Source organism: Pseudoalteromonas sp. SWYJZ19 (genome assembly GCF_015864375.1).
Taxonomy (GTDB): domain Bacteria; phylum Pseudomonadota; class Gammaproteobacteria; order Enterobacterales; family Alteromonadaceae; genus Pseudoalteromonas; species Pseudoalteromonas arctica.
On the sequence record NZ_JADYXI010000006.1, the window covers coordinates 54093 to 69061 of the forward strand.

At 39.3% G+C, this 14969-nt stretch carries 14 protein-coding genes and 5 tRNA genes; 14 read left to right on the forward strand and 5 right to left on the reverse strand.

Annotation, left to right across the window (positions count from 1 at the left end):
- Positions 1-75: 75 nt before the first annotated feature.
- The 6 genes from truA to purF all read left to right on the forward strand — a co-directional run bounded on the left by truA (position 76) and on the right by purF (position 6068).
- On the forward strand, positions 76-873 hold the full coding sequence (gene truA / locus I6F45_RS07730) for a tRNA pseudouridine(38-40) synthase TruA (RefSeq protein WP_007584098.1): 798 nt from the start codon (positions 76-78) through the stop codon (positions 871-873).
- Positions 874-1013: 140 nt separating this feature from the next.
- Positions 1014-1889: an acetyl-CoA carboxylase, carboxyltransferase subunit beta gene (accD, locus tag I6F45_RS07735; RefSeq protein WP_007376856.1), complete on the forward strand. Its 876-nt coding sequence runs from the start codon at positions 1014-1016 to the stop codon at positions 1887-1889.
- 25 nt (positions 1890-1914) lie between these two features.
- Positions 1915-3180: a bifunctional tetrahydrofolate synthase/dihydrofolate synthase gene (gene folC / locus I6F45_RS07740; RefSeq protein ID WP_165728735.1), complete on the forward strand. Its 1266-nt coding sequence runs from the start codon at positions 1915-1917 to the stop codon at positions 3178-3180.
- Between the two features lie 11 nt (positions 3181-3191).
- Positions 3192-3833, forward strand: a complete 642-nt coding sequence (locus tag I6F45_RS07745) for an SPOR domain-containing protein (protein WP_165725402.1) — start codon at positions 3192-3194, stop codon at positions 3831-3833.
- A gap of 195 nt (positions 3834-4028) precedes the next feature.
- Positions 4029-4523 (forward strand): CvpA family protein, encoded by a 495-nt coding sequence (locus tag I6F45_RS07750; RefSeq protein WP_007376853.1) that lies wholly within the window; start codon positions 4029-4031, stop codon positions 4521-4523.
- Positions 4524-4541: 18 nt separating this feature from the next.
- Positions 4542-6068 carry an amidophosphoribosyltransferase gene (gene purF / locus I6F45_RS07755; RefSeq protein WP_007580920.1) on the forward strand — a complete coding sequence of 509 codons (1527 nt, stop codon included), beginning with the start codon at positions 4542-4544 and terminating at the stop codon, positions 6066-6068.
- Between the two features lie 116 nt (positions 6069-6184).
- On the opposite strand, the gene I6F45_RS07760 is transcribed toward purF, so the two are convergent.
- A complete protein-coding gene (locus tag I6F45_RS07760; protein WP_197160124.1) occupies positions 6185-6784 on the reverse strand; it encodes a Yip1 family protein in 600 nt (199 codons plus the stop codon).
- A 206-nt stretch (positions 6785-6990) separates the two neighbouring features.
- Here I6F45_RS07760 and miaE point away from each other — a divergent pair, with 206 nt between their 5' ends.
- Entirely contained in the window at positions 6991-7752 is a 762-nt protein-coding gene (gene miaE, locus I6F45_RS07765; RefSeq protein ID WP_010553847.1) for a tRNA isopentenyl-2-thiomethyl-A-37 hydroxylase MiaE, read from the forward strand.
- On the opposite strand, the gene I6F45_RS07770 is transcribed toward miaE, so the two are convergent.
- The 3 genes from I6F45_RS07770 to I6F45_RS07780 form a co-directional block, all read right to left on the reverse strand.
- On the reverse strand, positions 7749-8543 hold the full coding sequence (locus I6F45_RS07770) for a substrate-binding periplasmic protein (RefSeq protein ID WP_197160125.1): 795 nt from the start codon (positions 8541-8543) through the stop codon (positions 7749-7751). The two genes, miaE and I6F45_RS07770, sit on opposite strands and share 4 nt — an antisense overlap.
- Before the next feature lie 54 nt (positions 8544-8597).
- The gene (locus tag I6F45_RS07775) at positions 8598-9335 is read right to left on the reverse strand and encodes a UDP-2,3-diacylglucosamine diphosphatase (RefSeq protein WP_007580929.1); all 738 of its coding nucleotides are present in this window, start codon (positions 9333-9335) and stop codon (positions 8598-8600) included.
- Positions 9336-9422: 87 nt separating this feature from the next.
- Positions 9423-9914: a peptidylprolyl isomerase gene (locus I6F45_RS07780; RefSeq protein ID WP_165728738.1), complete on the reverse strand. Its 492-nt coding sequence runs from the start codon at positions 9912-9914 to the stop codon at positions 9423-9425.
- Between the two features lie 155 nt (positions 9915-10069).
- On the opposite strand from I6F45_RS07780, the gene cysS reads away from it, so the two are divergent.
- Positions 10070-11449, forward strand: coding sequence for a cysteine--tRNA ligase (cysS, locus tag I6F45_RS07785; protein ID WP_165741004.1), 1380 nt, complete (start codon positions 10070-10072; stop codon positions 11447-11449).
- Positions 11450-11521: 72 nt separating this feature from the next.
- On the opposite strand, the gene folD is transcribed toward cysS, so the two are convergent.
- Positions 11522-12376, reverse strand: a complete 855-nt coding sequence (gene folD, locus I6F45_RS07790; RefSeq protein ID WP_002958348.1) for a bifunctional methylenetetrahydrofolate dehydrogenase/methenyltetrahydrofolate cyclohydrolase FolD — start codon at positions 12374-12376, stop codon at positions 11522-11524.
- A gap of 352 nt (positions 12377-12728) precedes the next feature.
- Here folD and I6F45_RS07795 point away from each other — a divergent pair.
- The 6 genes from I6F45_RS07795 (at position 12729) to tig (ending at position 14957) form a co-directional block, all read left to right on the forward strand.
- A tRNA-Pro gene (locus tag I6F45_RS07795) sits at positions 12729-12805 on the forward strand.
- Between the two features lie 55 nt (positions 12806-12860).
- Positions 12861-12937 (forward strand) — tRNA-Arg (locus I6F45_RS07800).
- Between the two features lie 23 nt (positions 12938-12960).
- A tRNA-His gene (locus I6F45_RS07805) sits at positions 12961-13036 on the forward strand.
- Positions 13037-13050: 14 nt separating this feature from the next.
- Positions 13051-13127 (forward strand) — tRNA-Pro (locus tag I6F45_RS07810).
- A 70-nt stretch (positions 13128-13197) separates the two neighbouring features.
- A tRNA-Pro gene (locus I6F45_RS07815) sits at positions 13198-13274 on the forward strand.
- 378 nt (positions 13275-13652) lie between these two features.
- Positions 13653-14957, forward strand: a complete 1305-nt coding sequence (gene tig / locus I6F45_RS07820; protein ID WP_007580935.1) for a trigger factor — start codon at positions 13653-13655, stop codon at positions 14955-14957.
- Positions 14958-14969: the final 12 nt, after the last annotated feature.

Sequence of the window (14969 nt, forward strand, 5' to 3'; positions counted from 1 at the left end):
ACAGGTCTCCTTTTATTGCATCGTTAGATAGCATAAAATGCCTCGTTCATTAGCACAGTAGGTAAAACGGTAATTATGCGAGTAGCACTTGGAGTTGAATACAACGGCGCACGTTATAGTGGTTGGCAGCGTCAATCACATGTAAATAGCGTACAGCAAGAAGTAGAAAAAGCGTTGTCGCGTATTTGTAATCATCCTGTTGAAGTTATATGTGCAGGGCGTACAGATGCTGGTGTGCACGGTACAGGCCAAGTAATACACTTTGAAACGCAAGCCGATCGCGATATGGTCGCATTTACACTAGGTATGAATACTTTAATGCCTAAAGATATTGCTATTCGCTTTGCCCAACCGGTTGCTGATGACTTTCATGCCCGTTTTAGTGCTACAGCTCGTCGTTATCGCTATGTTATTTATAACTCCCCCCTACGAGGTGCGGTATTAAACGAGGGGGTTACGCATTTTCATCATCATCTTGATGAAACAAAGATGCAAGAGGCGTGTCAGTACTTAATAGGTAAACACGATTTCACCTCTTTTAGAGCGATACATTGCCAAGCGAATACACCGACAAGAACAATTCATCATCTGTCGGTACAGCGCCAAGGTACTTACGTTATTATTGATATTAAAGCGAATGCATTTTTACATCACATGGTACGTAATATCACAGGCAGCTTAATGGATGTTGGTTTACATAAACAACAACCTATATGGATAAAAGAGCTACTTGATTGTAAAGAACGCGCAAAGGCCAGTGCTACCGCTAAGGCTGCTGGTTTGTATTTAGTGGATGTTGACTACCCTGAGCAATTTAATATTCCTCAAACACCTTTAGGCCCTTTATTTTTGCCTGATATAGATGTGGTATAAGTACTTTTTATGAGCACTTTTAACTACTAAGACCAGTTTTTTATACCGCGTTAGTGTAATTCATGTTTTAATTGAAAAAATTTGTCTGCTAATTGCTATTAGCAGGCTCGCGACACAGAACAGTATTAAGAGAGTTGCAAATGAGTTGGCTAGAAAAAATCTTACCTAAAACGACAAAATCATCAGGTCGTAAAGAAATCCCAGAAGGTGTTTGGGCTAAGTGTACATCGTGTGATTCAATTTTATATAAAGCTGAATTAGAAAAGTCATTAAACGTATGTCCTAAGTGTGACCATCACATGCGTGTTAGTGGCCGTAAGCGCCTAGAGCACTTTTTAGATGAAGGTGATCGTCAAGAGCTTGGTACACAACATGAGCCTAAAGACATTCTTAAGTTTAAAGATTCTAAAAAGTACTCTGACCGTATCAGTGCAGCCCAAAAAGCAAGTGGTGAAAAAGATGCACTTGTAGCTATGAAAGGCCGATTAAAAGGTATTCCAGTGGCAGCGGTAGCATTTGAGTTCTCATTTATGGGTGGTTCAATGGCTTCTGTTGTTGGCGCTCGCTTTGTTGATGCTGTTGATCAATGTTTAGAGCATAACATGCCGCTTATTTGTTTTTCTGCATCAGGCGGAGCACGTATGCAAGAAGCGCTTATGTCGCTTATGCAAATGGCTAAAACAAGTGCTGCACTTGCAAAAATGACGGAAAAAGGTCTTCCATTTATTTCAGTAATGACCGACCCGACAATGGGTGGTGTATCTGCATCACTTGCTATGCTGGGTGATATTAACGTTGCTGAACCTAAAGCGTTAATTGGTTTTGCAGGTCCTCGTGTTATTGAGCAGACTGTTCGCGAAACATTACCTGAAGGTTTTCAGCGTAGTGAATTTTTGCTAGAACATGGTGCAATTGACATGATTATTGACCGCCGTGAAATGCGCGATACCCTTGCACGCATTTTAGCTAAATTTATGAACTTGCCTTCTACGGAACAAGAGCATAGAGTAGCGTAAATTTCAGCTTTACTGATTACACGCTATGACAAAAACAATTCCTAGCCAATCATCAAGCCTTGATGATTGGCTTTTTTATTTAGAAAGTGTTCACCCAGCTAACATTGCAATGGGTTTAGAACGAGTTGCTAATGTTGCCAACAATATTGGCCTTTTAAACACTCCAAGTAAAATTATTCTTATTGCCGGTACAAACGGTAAGGGCACCACTGCACGTTGCTTAGAGTCGCTATTACTAGCGCAAGGTTTTAGCGTGGGCACTTACGCATCTCCTCATTTAATTCGTTATAACGAGCGTGTACGAGTTAATGGCGAAGAACTGGCAGACCAACTCCATATAGATTCTTTTCACCAGCTTGAGCAAGGCCGTAAAGACACTCCTCTGACTTATTTTGAATATGGTACTTTGGGTGCGTTGGCAATTTTTAAACGCTGTAAGGTCGATTATGTATTACTAGAGGTTGGTCTAGGCGGGCGCTTTGATGCTACAAATATAGTAACTCCCTTTGCAAGCGTGATCACCACTATCGATTTAGATCATAAAGAGTACCTAGGTGATACACGAGAGTTAGTGGCTTATGATAAAGCCGGTATTTTTCGTGAAAATACGCCTGCTATTATAGGGGATTTAAATATTCCTCACACAATGACTGATTACGGCAAAGAAATTAATGCCAATATGACGTTGTCGGGCAGTGACTTTATTTTCAAAGAGAATACTGAGAGCTTTAATTGGCAATATAAAGAACATAATCTTGTAATAGATAAGCCAGCAATACCGTGTCAAAATGCAGCAACGGCGTTAACTGCGCTAAGCGTTTTAAACTTATTACCAAGTGAGCAAGTCATACGAAGTTGCCTCGCTAATTTAGTTGTAGAAGGGCGGTTTCAGCAGTTAAGCGCTGAGCCTTTAGTCTTTACCGATGTAGCACATAACCCTGAGTCGGCGCGTTATTTAGCCAATAAGTTATCAAGCTATAAAGATAAAGGCTTTAAAATTCATGCATTAGCCGCTATGCTTGCTGATAAAGATAAAGTGGGTGTACTTAAAGAAGTAAGTCACTTGGTCGATGAGTGGTCATTAGCGAGCTTAAGTGGTCCGCGAGGCGACACTGCAAGTAATTTACAAAATGCGCTGCAGGGTATATCTCATCATAATACTATCAATAGCTATGATAGTGTGGCACAGGCACTGAGTGTAATTTTACCAAAACAACAAAGTGATACTATGTTGATTGTATTTGGTTCATTTTTTACAGTGGCCGGCGCTATTAATTACTTTAAAAAATAGAGAGGATGTCGGTGAACTCAAGTTTTATTAATCGCTTAGTCGGAACAAGTATAGTAGTGATCGCAGCAATTGTGTTTATCCCTAATATACTCGATGGCGAAAAAGTGCATTATAAAGAAGGCTTTAAAGCGATACCTGATCGCCCTGAGTTCAAAACAATCGATCTTCAAGAGTCAATTGATGAAAACATGGCTAATGCTGAGCCACTAAAACAAGATGAAATTGAAGATATTCAAGCTGACGATGAAGCTTTTGAGCAGCAAAACGCTATGGATGAGAGTGACTACGCTGTAGAGAATAAAGTTGTTGAAGCGACTATTGAACCCAAAGCTACACCGAGCACTAAGGCACCGGTTCAAGCTAAACCAAAACCTATTGCGCCTCGTAAAAGTGATGAAAACCTAACAAGTATGGCTTACGTTATTCAATTAGGTAGTTTTTCACATGTTGCAAATGTAAAAGCATTACAGGCTAAATTAAAAGTTGAAGGGTTTAAAACGTTTACTAAACCGATTAAAACCCCAAATGGGACGTTAACCAAGGTATTTGTTGGTCCTTCGCTTGATAAAAATGAATTACAAAAGCAGCTTCCCCAGCTGAAAGAGCTTACTAAATTAAATGGTAAAGTTACGCAATACGAAGTAACAAAATAATTAAAAAAAGGCTTGTATCACAAGCCTTTTTTTATTTATTTATATTTGTTTTTATCATTATCTTCATCTCACAATACCCATTCTATAATGTTAATTTTTTGTATTGACTACAACCCAGTAATCTCCCGTTTAAACTTGCATACTAACGATGTTTGGGTATAGAATGCGCCCCAAATTAGCGACTAATTGGTTCTTATGATCTGGGTTGATTACGCCATTATTGGCATCATTGCATTGTCTACCATCATCGGTTTAATACGCGGCTTTGTAAAAGAAGCAATGTCATTAGCGGTATGGGCTGGCGCCTTTATCATCTCTAGCTTATTTTACCAATATTTAGCTTCCTTCCTAACAACCATTTCTGAACCCCTTTTAAGAAATGCTGCGGCCATAGCCATATTATTCTTTGCGACGCTACTGTTAGGCGGTTTACTAAACTACATTTTAGGTGAACTTGTACATCGTACTGGTTTATCGGGTACCGACCGTGTCTTTGGCATAGTGTTTGGTGCTCTACGAGGCGTGTTGGTCGTGAGCGCGTTACTCTTCTTTCTTGATGCTTTTACTGGTGCACCCAATACGCACTGGTGGGGCAATTCTATTTTGATTCCAGAATTTGGCTTTGTTGTTGAATGGTTCTTTTCGTACCTAGAAAACAACTCGAGCTTTTTAAATTCAGTAAACCGTTAATCGGCGAGGATAAATTACATGTGTGGTATCGTTGGAATAGTCGGAACATCCCCTGTGAATCAGGCGATTTATGATGGCTTAACTGTTTTGCAGCACCGTGGTCAAGATGCCGCGGGTATCATTACCATTGAGAATAATACGTTTAGCTTGCGCAAAGCAAATGGCCTTGTGAAAGATGCCTTTCACACACGTCATATGAAACGACTACAAGGTACAATTGGTCTTGGCCATGTGCGCTATCCTACAGCAGGATCTTCAAGCTCATCTGAAGCACAGCCTTTTTATGTTAACTCACCGTTTGGTATAGCACTTGCCCATAATGGCAACCTTACTAATGCAGAAGCTTTAAAAGAGCAGTTATTCTCAGAAGCACGTCGTCACGTTAATACAACATCAGATTCTGAAATTTTACTTAATATCATGGCACATGAATTAAGCAAATCTGATAAGTTGCATTTAGACCCTGAAGATATTTTTACTGCGGTAACCGAAGTAAACAATAAAGTAAGCGGTGGTTATGCAACTATTGCTATGATTATCGGCCACGGCATTGTTGCTTTTCGCGACCCTAATGGTATTCGCCCACTTGTATTTGGTAAACGCGAAACCGAAAAAGGTACTGAGTACATGTTTGCCTCAGAAAGCGTTGCATTGAAACCGGACGGTTTTGAGTTTGTACGTGATGTAGCCCCTGGTGAAGCTATATATGTTACAGAAGAAGGTGAATTCCATTCACTTAGTTGTGCTGATAAGGCATCTTACTCGCCGTGTATTTTTGAATTTGTTTATTTTGCTCGACCTGACTCAACAATAGACCGTATGTCTGTGTACGCAACACGCGTAAACATGGGGACTAAACTAGGCGAAAAAATTGCACGTGAATGGGCTGACAAAGATATTGATGTAGTTATCCCAATCCCAGAAACTTCATGTGATGTAGCACTGGAAATCGCACGTGTACTTGATTTACCGTATCGCCAAGGTTTTGTTAAAAACCGTTATATTGGTCGTACATTTATCATGCCTGGCCAAGAGATGCGTAAAAAATCAGTGCGTCAAAAGCTAAACGCAATTGATCGCGAGTTTAAAGGTAAAAACGTATTATTGGTTGATGACTCAATTGTTCGTGGTACAACATCAGCACAAATTGTTGAAATGGCCCGAGAGTCTGGCGCTAAAAACGTTTACTTTGCATCAGCGGCACCTGAAATACGCTTCCCTAATGTGTACGGTATTGATATGCCTTCAGCAGCTGAGCTTATTGCTCACGGACGTGAAGTAGAAGATATTAATGCAAGTATTGGTTCTGACGGTTTAATCTTTCAATCGTTAAAAGATTTAATTGCTGCGGTTAGCCAAGAAAATCCTGAAATTACTAAGTTTGAAACTTCAGTATTTGATGGCCAATATATTACTGGCGATATTGATCAAAACTATTTAAATCGTATTGATAAGCTACGTAACGATTCAGCAAAAAGCACCCGAGAAAGTGCGATGTCTTCAGGTTTAGAAATACACAACCAAGACGAAAACGAAGCTGATTAATGATTAGTTAATAAAAAGTCGTTACACAAAAAAAAGGAGCTAATTAGCTCCTTTTTTGCGAAGGAAAGAAAGGGAACATTTCTATCAAACATGACTCTTTTTTTAGGTGAAATTTATTAAGTAAACATTGGGCTAACAATCCCATTAGTCCAAAGCATAGCTGTTACAGCTAAAATAATAACCAGTAATATTAATCCACACGTTACTACCGAGCTGGCGTAAATAAAGCCGCGCTCTTCTGGGATATGCATAAGTATTGGTACGCCGGTGTAGAGTAAATAAACCGAGTAAGCCAGTGCAATAATTCCAATACACACTACAAACCAAAGTACAGGCCAAAAAGCGGCGAGTGCCGACATAAACACTGGTGTTGCAGTATATGCTGCAAGTTCAAGTGTTTGTGTAAATGTAGGTTTAGAGCCAAATGTAACCGCCATCCAATGGGCTAAATACGCCAATCCAAAAACACCCGCTATTAAAGCAAAATACATTGCACCTGCAATTAGCAGTGCACTATCGTGCGTTAAAAATACGGGATTGCCTGCACCTATGCTCCATCCTAAATAAACAGATGAGTAGTAGCCCATTATTGAAGGAAATAAAGCAATCAGTAAAATATGCGACAAACTATAGGTTAAACTTTCATGGCGATTATCTATTGTTTGCCATTCTTCAAGTGGGTGAGCATAAATGCCCCAGAGGTGATTTAGTATCATAGTACTTACTCCATAAAAGGAACGTATTATTGTTTTGGTTGATTTATTTTTATACAGTCTATGTACAGTTATGGTTCACTTATTTTGCAAAGTCAAGTTAACTCGTTATTAACATTTAGACGCAGATAAGGGCTTTGATTTATCCCAAGCAAAATTTCGTGTTAAAATAACGGTCTATCAAATTTATTTAGTAATGAGCAGTCAACGTGCCACATAGCCAACTTTTAGAGCCGATTAATAACTTTTTATTGTGTACCACCCCAGAGCAATGGGTGGAGCAAGCAATTAAAAAAGAAAACTTATCAGTCATTTTAATAGATCACTTAATTTGTGAATTAAAAGCAGCTCAAAGTGCGATGTTTTTAATACGTAAATACGCGGTAGATAAAGAGGGTAGTGATGCATTACTCGAGTGGCTAAAGCCATTTGAAACGCTTATTTACAAACGAGAAGGGAATTGGCGCGATCTGGCTGCTAAAAATAAGCTCACTAAATCAATAATTCCTAAATCGAGTTCTCCATACGGGCAAGGTCTAATCGATAAAATGGTTTTGCTGATAAAAGAAGAGCTGCATCACTTTTATCAAGTGCTCGAAATTATGGACGAGTACGGTGTTGAGTATCAAAGCATTACACCATGTCGTTACGCAAAAGGTATGCTTCGTCATGTTAAAACGTTCGAGCCCGATGCATTAGTCGATAAGCTAATAGTAGGCGCTTATATTGAGGCGCGTTCGTGTGAGCGTTTTGCAAAGCTTGCACCGCATGTTGACAAACGTTTAGGTGATTTTTATATTTCGTTGCTACGTTCAGAAGCGCGTCATTACCAAGATTATTTAACTCTAGCGCAAGAAATTGCTGATTTTGATATTACCGATCGCGTAAACTTTTTTGGTGAAAAAGAAAAAGAGTTAATTTCGACAACCGATACTGATTTTAAATTTCACAGCGGTGTTCCCACTGTTTAAATACCCTCATTTTCTTTTAAAAAATTAATATATTCTGCTATTTTCTGATTGCTGAAATTATGTTTTTTCATAATTTTAGCAATGCGTCCATTTTTAGTTATTATATCAATTCCTCTATTAAATTTTTGTAAGTATTCTTTGGCTCTATAATTTGATTTAGAGACAACTAAATATAGTTTATGAGAAGCAAGATCTGGCGATAAGTACTCAATACTATTATCATCTGAATCTTCGGTTTTAGTGTGTTCAAGCCAATAATTTCCAACCTCTTTAGTACCCGCGACTAAATCAATACGCCCTTGTTGTAGTAAATATAAGCTTGTAGGAAGGCTTTTAGTGGACGTTATTGCCAGCTCCCTATTTCTAGCAAACTCTTGGCTTACAAAGGCATTGTCTTCTGTGCCAATACTATAAGGTGTTAATGATTGAACTGTACCATCGAAACTAATAACACTCTCTTTTCGTTTGAAAACTCCTGAGTGAGCAACTGCAAGTGGACGAGAGTAGTAAAAAACTTCATTTCTTTTTAATGAATAAAAAGCACCTAAAATAGCGGTTTTTCTGTTTTTTTCTAATAGCTTTAAAGCGCGATCCCATGTCGTGAATTCTGGTTCGCTATTAATACCTTGCGTTTTAAGCGCTGATTCGGCTATTTCATATAGCCAGCCATTACTAGGTAGGTTTTCGCTAAAATAGGGAGGGTAGTTTTCTGTAACAATTTGCCATGTTTGCTTGCTAAATACTTGTGTAGGAATGGCAATTACTACGATGAAAATTAACAGCTTAATCATTCAACCTCTCACTATTATTCATATATATAGATAAATAATAGTCAGAATTTTAAATTATGCGAAAGGCGTGCTAATTAATTCTTGTGATTGAGGGGTAACGACTAAATAAGAGCCTTGGGTATACCAGTCACCTAGCACTGTGCGAGTAAGTGTTTGTTCATTAACTTTATACGTATGAACATTAGGGCGGTGAGTATGACCATGAATCATATTCGTAACGTTATGTTTGGCAAAGGTGGCAAGTACAGCCTCATCGACAACGTCTAAAATTTCGATAGGTTTATCAGCTTGGCTTAACTTACTTTTTTCGCGGGCATTACGCGCTATTTTTTTACGATACCAAAGCGGCATTGCAAGCATCAATTTTGGCCACCACCAACCACGGCTCTTTTTACGAAAGTTTTGATACTCAGTATCTTGAGTGCACATTTCGTCGCCATGTAAAATAACGGTAGGCGTACCATATAAGTCAATGACTGTTTGCTCATCAAGTAATGTCATTGCGGCCATGTCGGCATATTGCTTACGCATAATGAAATCACGATTGCCATGTATAAAATAAACAGGTGTGCCACCATCATTAACGGCGCTTAAATGTTTTGCTACATCGGCACTCAGTGCAGTAATGTAGTCATCTCCAACCCATACTTCAAAAAAATCACCTAAAATATAAAGTGCATCTACATCTTTATTTAGTATATGTGTATTTAAAAAATCAAAAAATGCAGCGCTAATGTCGGGGCGGTTTTCACTTAGGTGTAAATCTGCAATAAAGTAAGTTTGACGAGTCATAGGTCAGTCTATTTTAGTTTTAAAAAAACGGGCATATACTTATAGTATACACCCGCTTACATACTCACATAACATGAGTAAACGTTACTAGTTAACAGTAACGCTTTCGATGATCACATCTTCAAGAGGTACGTCTTGGTGAAAACCAGTACTACCCGTTGCTACATCTTTAATTTTATTTACAATGTCCATGCCTTCAACTACTTCAGCAAAAACACAGTAACCCCAGCCTTGCGACGTTTCGCTGCTGTGGTTTAAAAAATCGTTGTTGTTAACGTTAATGAAAAATTGCGCTGTAGCTGAATGAGGATCAGGCGTACGTGCCATTGCTAAAGTGCCTATTTTATTAGATAGACCATTGTTAGCTTCATTCTGAATTGGATCATTTACGTCTTTTTGTTCCATACCTGGAACAAAACCACCGCCTTGAACCATAAAACCATCGATTACACGATGAAATATAGTGCCGTTGAAAAAATCAGCATTTGCATACTCTAAAAAGTTTTTAACTGTGTTTGGAGCTTCTTTCTCAAACATTTTAATGGTGATGTCACCAAAATTAGTGTGTAGAACAACCATGTGTTTTCCTATATCCGGTTTAAATATTGGCGCTATTTTATCGTAGTTGACTAAGATTAACAAAGTAGATGTTTGGTTTGTTATAAAGCGCTAGAGCAGGGGCTTTTCAAGTGGTAACATAGTTATTCAAGTTAATAGTTAAGGACTCAAAGTAAATGGTAAATATATACAACACACTCACGCGACAAAAAGAGCAATTTAAACCTATGGTCGAAGGAAAAATCGACATGTATGTGTGTGGTATCACCATTTATGATTACTGCCATATTGGACACGCACGTACCTTTGTTGGATTTGACGTTATTGTGCGCTACTTACGCCATATTGGTTACGATTTAAAATATGTGCGTAATATTACTGATATTGACGACAAAATTATTAAACGCGCAAATGAAAATGGTGAGTCAATAAACGACTTAACTGTGCGCATGACTAAAGCGATGCATGAAGATTTTGATAGCCTAAATATGCTACGCCCAGATATTGAACCAACAGTTACAAGCCATATGGATGAAATTATCGTTATGGTTAAGCGCTTGATTGAAAAAGGCCATGCCTATGTCGCAGCCGACGGCGATGTTTTGTTTGATGTATCAACGTTTGAGCAATACGGTGCACTTTCTCAGCAAGATTTAACTATGTTGCAATCAGGTTCTCGCGTTGAAGTGGCGCAAGATAAAGACGATCCACTTGATTTTGTGTTATGGAAAAAAGCAAAAGCAGGTGAACCATCATGGTCATCACCGTGGGGTGAAGGGCGTCCGGGTTGGCATATTGAATGTTCGGCAATGAGCTCAAAGCACTTAGGTGAGCATTTTGATATTCACGGTGGGGGGTCTGATTTACAGTTTCCACATCATGAAAACGAAATTGCCCAATCGTGCTGTGCAAACAACGGCCAGTATGTAAATACATGGATACATACTGGCATGGTTCAAGTAAACAAAGAAAAAATGTCTAAGTCGTTAGATAACTTCTTTACAGTGCGTGAAGTTTTAAAAGCATACGATCCTGAATCTGTTCGTTACTTTTTAATTTCAGGTCATTACCGCAGCCAACTTAATTATTCACAAGAAAATTTAGACCAAGCGCGTTCATCACTTGAGCGCATTTATACAGCGCTTCGTGATGTCGAACCGGTAGAGTGCGATTTAGAAGGTAATGAGTTTGTTGCTAAATTTAGAAAAGCAATGAATGACGACTTTAATACACCAGAAGCACTACCTGTGTTGTTCGAACTTGCTAAAGAATTAAACCGCGTAAAAGAAAGTGACGCAGTTCAAGCTGGGCAACTTGCGTTTATATTACGCAGTATTGGTAACGTTTTAGGGGTTGCTCAACAAGCACCAGAAGCTTTTTTACAAGGCGGGCAAGATGACGACGAAGTTGCGACAATTGAAGCATTAATTGTAAAACGTAATGAAGCACGTGCAAGTAAAAACTGGGCTGCTGCTGATGAAGCACGTGATGCGCTTAATGCGTTAGGTGTAATACTTGAAGATTCAGCCGGTAAAACAACGTGGCGTAAAGCGTAAGCGTTTAAAGTAATTCACGTTCAACTAAAAAAGGGTTGCCAAATGGCAACCCTTTTTTGATTTTTTAACAGCTTAGCTGTGATATTTCTCACACGCTTCAAGTGTGTTTTCAATTAAGCTAGCGACCGTCATCGGGCCAACGCCACCTGGTACAGGTGTAATAAAATGCGCTTTTTGTTCAGCCACACTGTATTGAACATCACCAACTAATTTACCCGTGTCTAAACGGTTAATGCCTACATCGATGACTATAGCGCCTTCTTTTATCCAATCTCCAGGTATAAATTCAGGTTTACCTACAGCCACAACTAATAAGTCAGCGCGGCGAACATGCGTTTCTAAGTCTTGAGTAAACTTATGGCATACTGTGGTAGTACAACCCGCTAATAAAAGCTCTAGCGACATTGGACGACCAACAATATTTGACGCGCCAACGACAACTGCATGCATCCCTTTATAACGTACACCCGTTGAATCAAGTAATGTAATAATACCTTTAGGGGTACATGGGCGAAGGGCAGGCATACGCTGTGCTAATCGACCAATGTTATATGGATGAAATCCATCAACATCTTTATGTGGGGTAATGCGTTCTAAAATCTTTTCAGCATCAAGACCTTTTGGCAGTGGTAACTGCACTAAAATTCCATCAACTTCGGCATCATTATTTAGCTCGTCAATTAAATCTAAAAGAGTTTGCTCTTGCGTGTCTGCTGGTAAATCAAATGATTTGGAGATAAAACCTACTTCTTCACAGGCTTTACGTTTTGAACCAACATAAACTTGGCTTGCTGGATCAAGTCCTACAAGTACTACTGCAAGTCCTGGTGCACGTAAACCATTTGCTACACGTTCACTTACGCGTTCTGCTACAGCGCTACGTACTTGTTTTGCGATTGCCTTACCATCAATGATGTTTGCCGTCATGGGTGACCTTTAATTGGGGTTAATTAACTAGATACCGATACTCTAAAAACGAATGCATAATAAAATAGGGGTAAAAATGCTAATAAAGAAAACATACTCTTTATTTAACTCGTTTTATAATGTGCCTACCATTTTCGCAGAAAAGCATAGCAGCGCCAAGTTGCTTTTAATGTATATAACATTTGAGTTATTAAATAGTTTAAATTTCAGCCTACTATTGTAATATTTAACCATTGTGCACTAAAAATGAGCACTTGATTGGTTTTATTAAAAAAACGTTTGACCTAACCCCGTCAAATCACTATTATGCACCCCGTTGTCAACGAGGTCACTCGCTAACAATAATAAGTTTCGGCGATTAGCGCAGTTTGGTAGCGCACTTGGTTTGGGTCCAAGGGGTCGCAGGTTCAAATCCTGCATCGCCGACCATTTTTATAATTTATTATAATCGAATAGCTTATTGGTAAACTATGAAGTTTTCGATGCGCCCATAGCTCAGCTGGATAGAGCAACGCCCTTCTAAGGCGTGGGTCGAAGGTTCGAATCCTTCTGGGTGCACCATTTGAAAACATGTAAATATAGCGGTGATTGTAGCTCAGTTGGTAGAGCCCCGGATTGTGATTCCGGTTGTCGTGGGTTCGAGCCCCATCAGTCACCCCATTTACAACGAATATCGGCGATTAGCGCAGTTTGGTAGCGCACTTGGTTTGGGTCCAAGGGGTCGCAGGTTCAAATCCTGCATCGCCGACCATTTTCTTAAAATGGTCTTAAACTCTCAGTTTAAGTGTTCAGTATGAAAAAAGAAGTTAACTCTTCAATGTCGGCGATTAGCGCAGTTTGGTAGCGCACTTGGTTTGGGTCCAAGGGGTCGCAGGTTCAAATCCTGCATCGCCGACCATTTTCTTATCTAATAAGAATAATAAGTAAATTCCTCTAAGTTATAAATCTAAATCTGTTAGCCTATAATTCTATTAAATAATTTCTACTTTAATCCATTCAATGCCTAGTTAGCCTGTTTTTTATTCAGTTAGTCTCTATAGTCCCTTATCTAGTCCAAATAATTGCCCCCTATACTCGACTATCATAAATATTAGGTTATAATGCCGCGTCTATTGTTTAACATAGTGCCCGAAGGGCAAAGCAGCAATGGTATCTCATGGTAGCGACGGATGCTTTTAAGTGTGAAAAACCGCTTAAACTTTATCAAGACTCATGCAGATCACTTTGTTTGTAAAGGAAGGCGAACAGTCGCCAAAATTGAATATTGAGGTAAATCATGCAAGTTTCTGTTGAGACGACCCAAGGCCTTGAGCGCCGTATAACTATCACCGTTCCTTCAGAGAACGTTGAGACCGAAGTAAAAAAACGCCTACAACAACTGTCAAAAACACAGCGTATAGATGGTTTCCGTGCTGGTAAAGTTCCAGTATCTGTAATTAACAAGCGTTTTGGCCCTGCAGTTCGTCAAGAAGTTGCTGGCGAAGTAATGCAACGTAATTACATTGAAGCAATCGTTTCTGAAAAAATCAATCCAGCTGGCGCGCCTACATTCGCACCTAAATCACTTGAAGCAGGTAAAGATTTAGAATTCTCAGCAACGTTTGAAGTTTACCCTGAAGTTGAAGTTCAAGGTTTAGATAAAATTACTGTTGAGAAACCAGCGGTAACAGTGACTGACGAAGATTTAGCTAACATGCTAGAAACACTTCGTAAGCAACACGCAGCGTGGGCTGATGTTGATGCAGCTGCTGGCGAAAACGACCGTGTAACAGTTGATTTCGTAGGTACTATCGACGGTGAAGTATTTGAAGGCGGCAAAGCTGAAGACTTCCCATTAGAACTTGGCCAAGGTCGTATGATCCCAGGTTTTGAAGATAACATCGTAGGTAAAAAAGCAGGCGAAGAAGTAGTTGCTGATGTAACTTTCCCTGATGATTACCACGCTGAAAACTTAAAAGGTAAAGCGGCTCAATTCACTATCACAGTGAAAAAAGTTGAAGCGCAAGAATTACCAGAATTAAGCGAAGAGTTTGCAACTAAATTCGGTGTTACCGAAGGCGGCGTAGACGCGCTTAAAGAAGAAGTTAAAAAGAACATGACACGTGAGCTAGACCAAGCGGTTAAAGCAAGCGTTAAAGACCAAGCAATCAAAGGTCTTTTAGCTAACAACGAAATCGAAGTGCCTAAAGCACTTGTTGATCAAGAAGTTGATGCTCTACGTCAGCAAGCAGCTCAACGTTTTGGCGGCGACGCTCAAAACATGCCAGAGCTTCCAGCTGAATTGTTCCACGAGCAAGCTGTAACACGTGTTAAAACTGGCCTTTTATTAGGTGAAGTGATTAAAGCTAACGAGATTAAAGTTGATGACGCTAAAGTTGAAGCATTAATCGCAACGGTAGCTTCTGCATACGAAGATCCAACTGAAGTAGTAGAATACTACAAAGGTAATGATCAACTTATGCAGCAAATGCGTAATGTAGCAATGGAAGAGCAAGCTGTTGAAGCTATTTTAGCTAAAGCAGTTGTTACTGATGTTGAAAAAGCATTTGATGACATCATGAATCCACAGCAAGGTGCTTAATAAGTCATTGAC

Excerpts from the sequence above, each read along its gene's own strand:
- truA (WP_007584098.1), top strand. The coding sequence starts at position 76 with ATGCGAGTAGCACTTGGAGTTGAATACAACGGCGCACGTTATAGTGGT.
- accD (WP_007376856.1), top strand. The coding sequence starts at position 1,014 with ATGAGTTGGCTAGAAAAAATCTTACCTAAAACGACAAAATCATCAGGT.
- folC (WP_165728735.1), top strand. The coding sequence starts at position 1,915 with ATGACAAAAACAATTCCTAGCCAATCATCAAGCCTTGATGATTGGCTT.
- I6F45_RS07750 (WP_007376853.1), top strand. The coding sequence starts at position 4,029 with ATGATCTGGGTTGATTACGCCATTATTGGCATCATTGCATTGTCTACC.
- purF (WP_007580920.1), top strand. The coding sequence starts at position 4,542 with ATGTGTGGTATCGTTGGAATAGTCGGAACATCCCCTGTGAATCAGGCG.
- I6F45_RS07760 (WP_197160124.1), bottom strand. The coding sequence starts at position 6,784 with ATGATACTAAATCACCTCTGGGGCATTTATGCTCACCCACTTGAAGAA.
- I6F45_RS07770 (WP_197160125.1), bottom strand. The coding sequence starts at position 8,543 with ATGATTAAGCTGTTAATTTTCATCGTAGTAATTGCCATTCCTACACAA.
- I6F45_RS07775 (WP_007580929.1), bottom strand. The coding sequence starts at position 9,335 with ATGACTCGTCAAACTTACTTTATTGCAGATTTACACCTAAGTGAAAAC.
- I6F45_RS07780 (WP_165728738.1), bottom strand. The coding sequence starts at position 9,914 with ATGGTTGTTCTACACACTAATTTTGGTGACATCACCATTAAAATGTTT.
- cysS (WP_165741004.1), top strand. The coding sequence starts at position 10,070 with ATGGTAAATATATACAACACACTCACGCGACAAAAAGAGCAATTTAAA.
- folD (WP_002958348.1), bottom strand. The coding sequence starts at position 12,376 with ATGACGGCAAACATCATTGATGGTAAGGCAATCGCAAAACAAGTACGT.
- tig (WP_007580935.1), top strand. The coding sequence starts at position 13,653 with ATGCAAGTTTCTGTTGAGACGACCCAAGGCCTTGAGCGCCGTATAACT.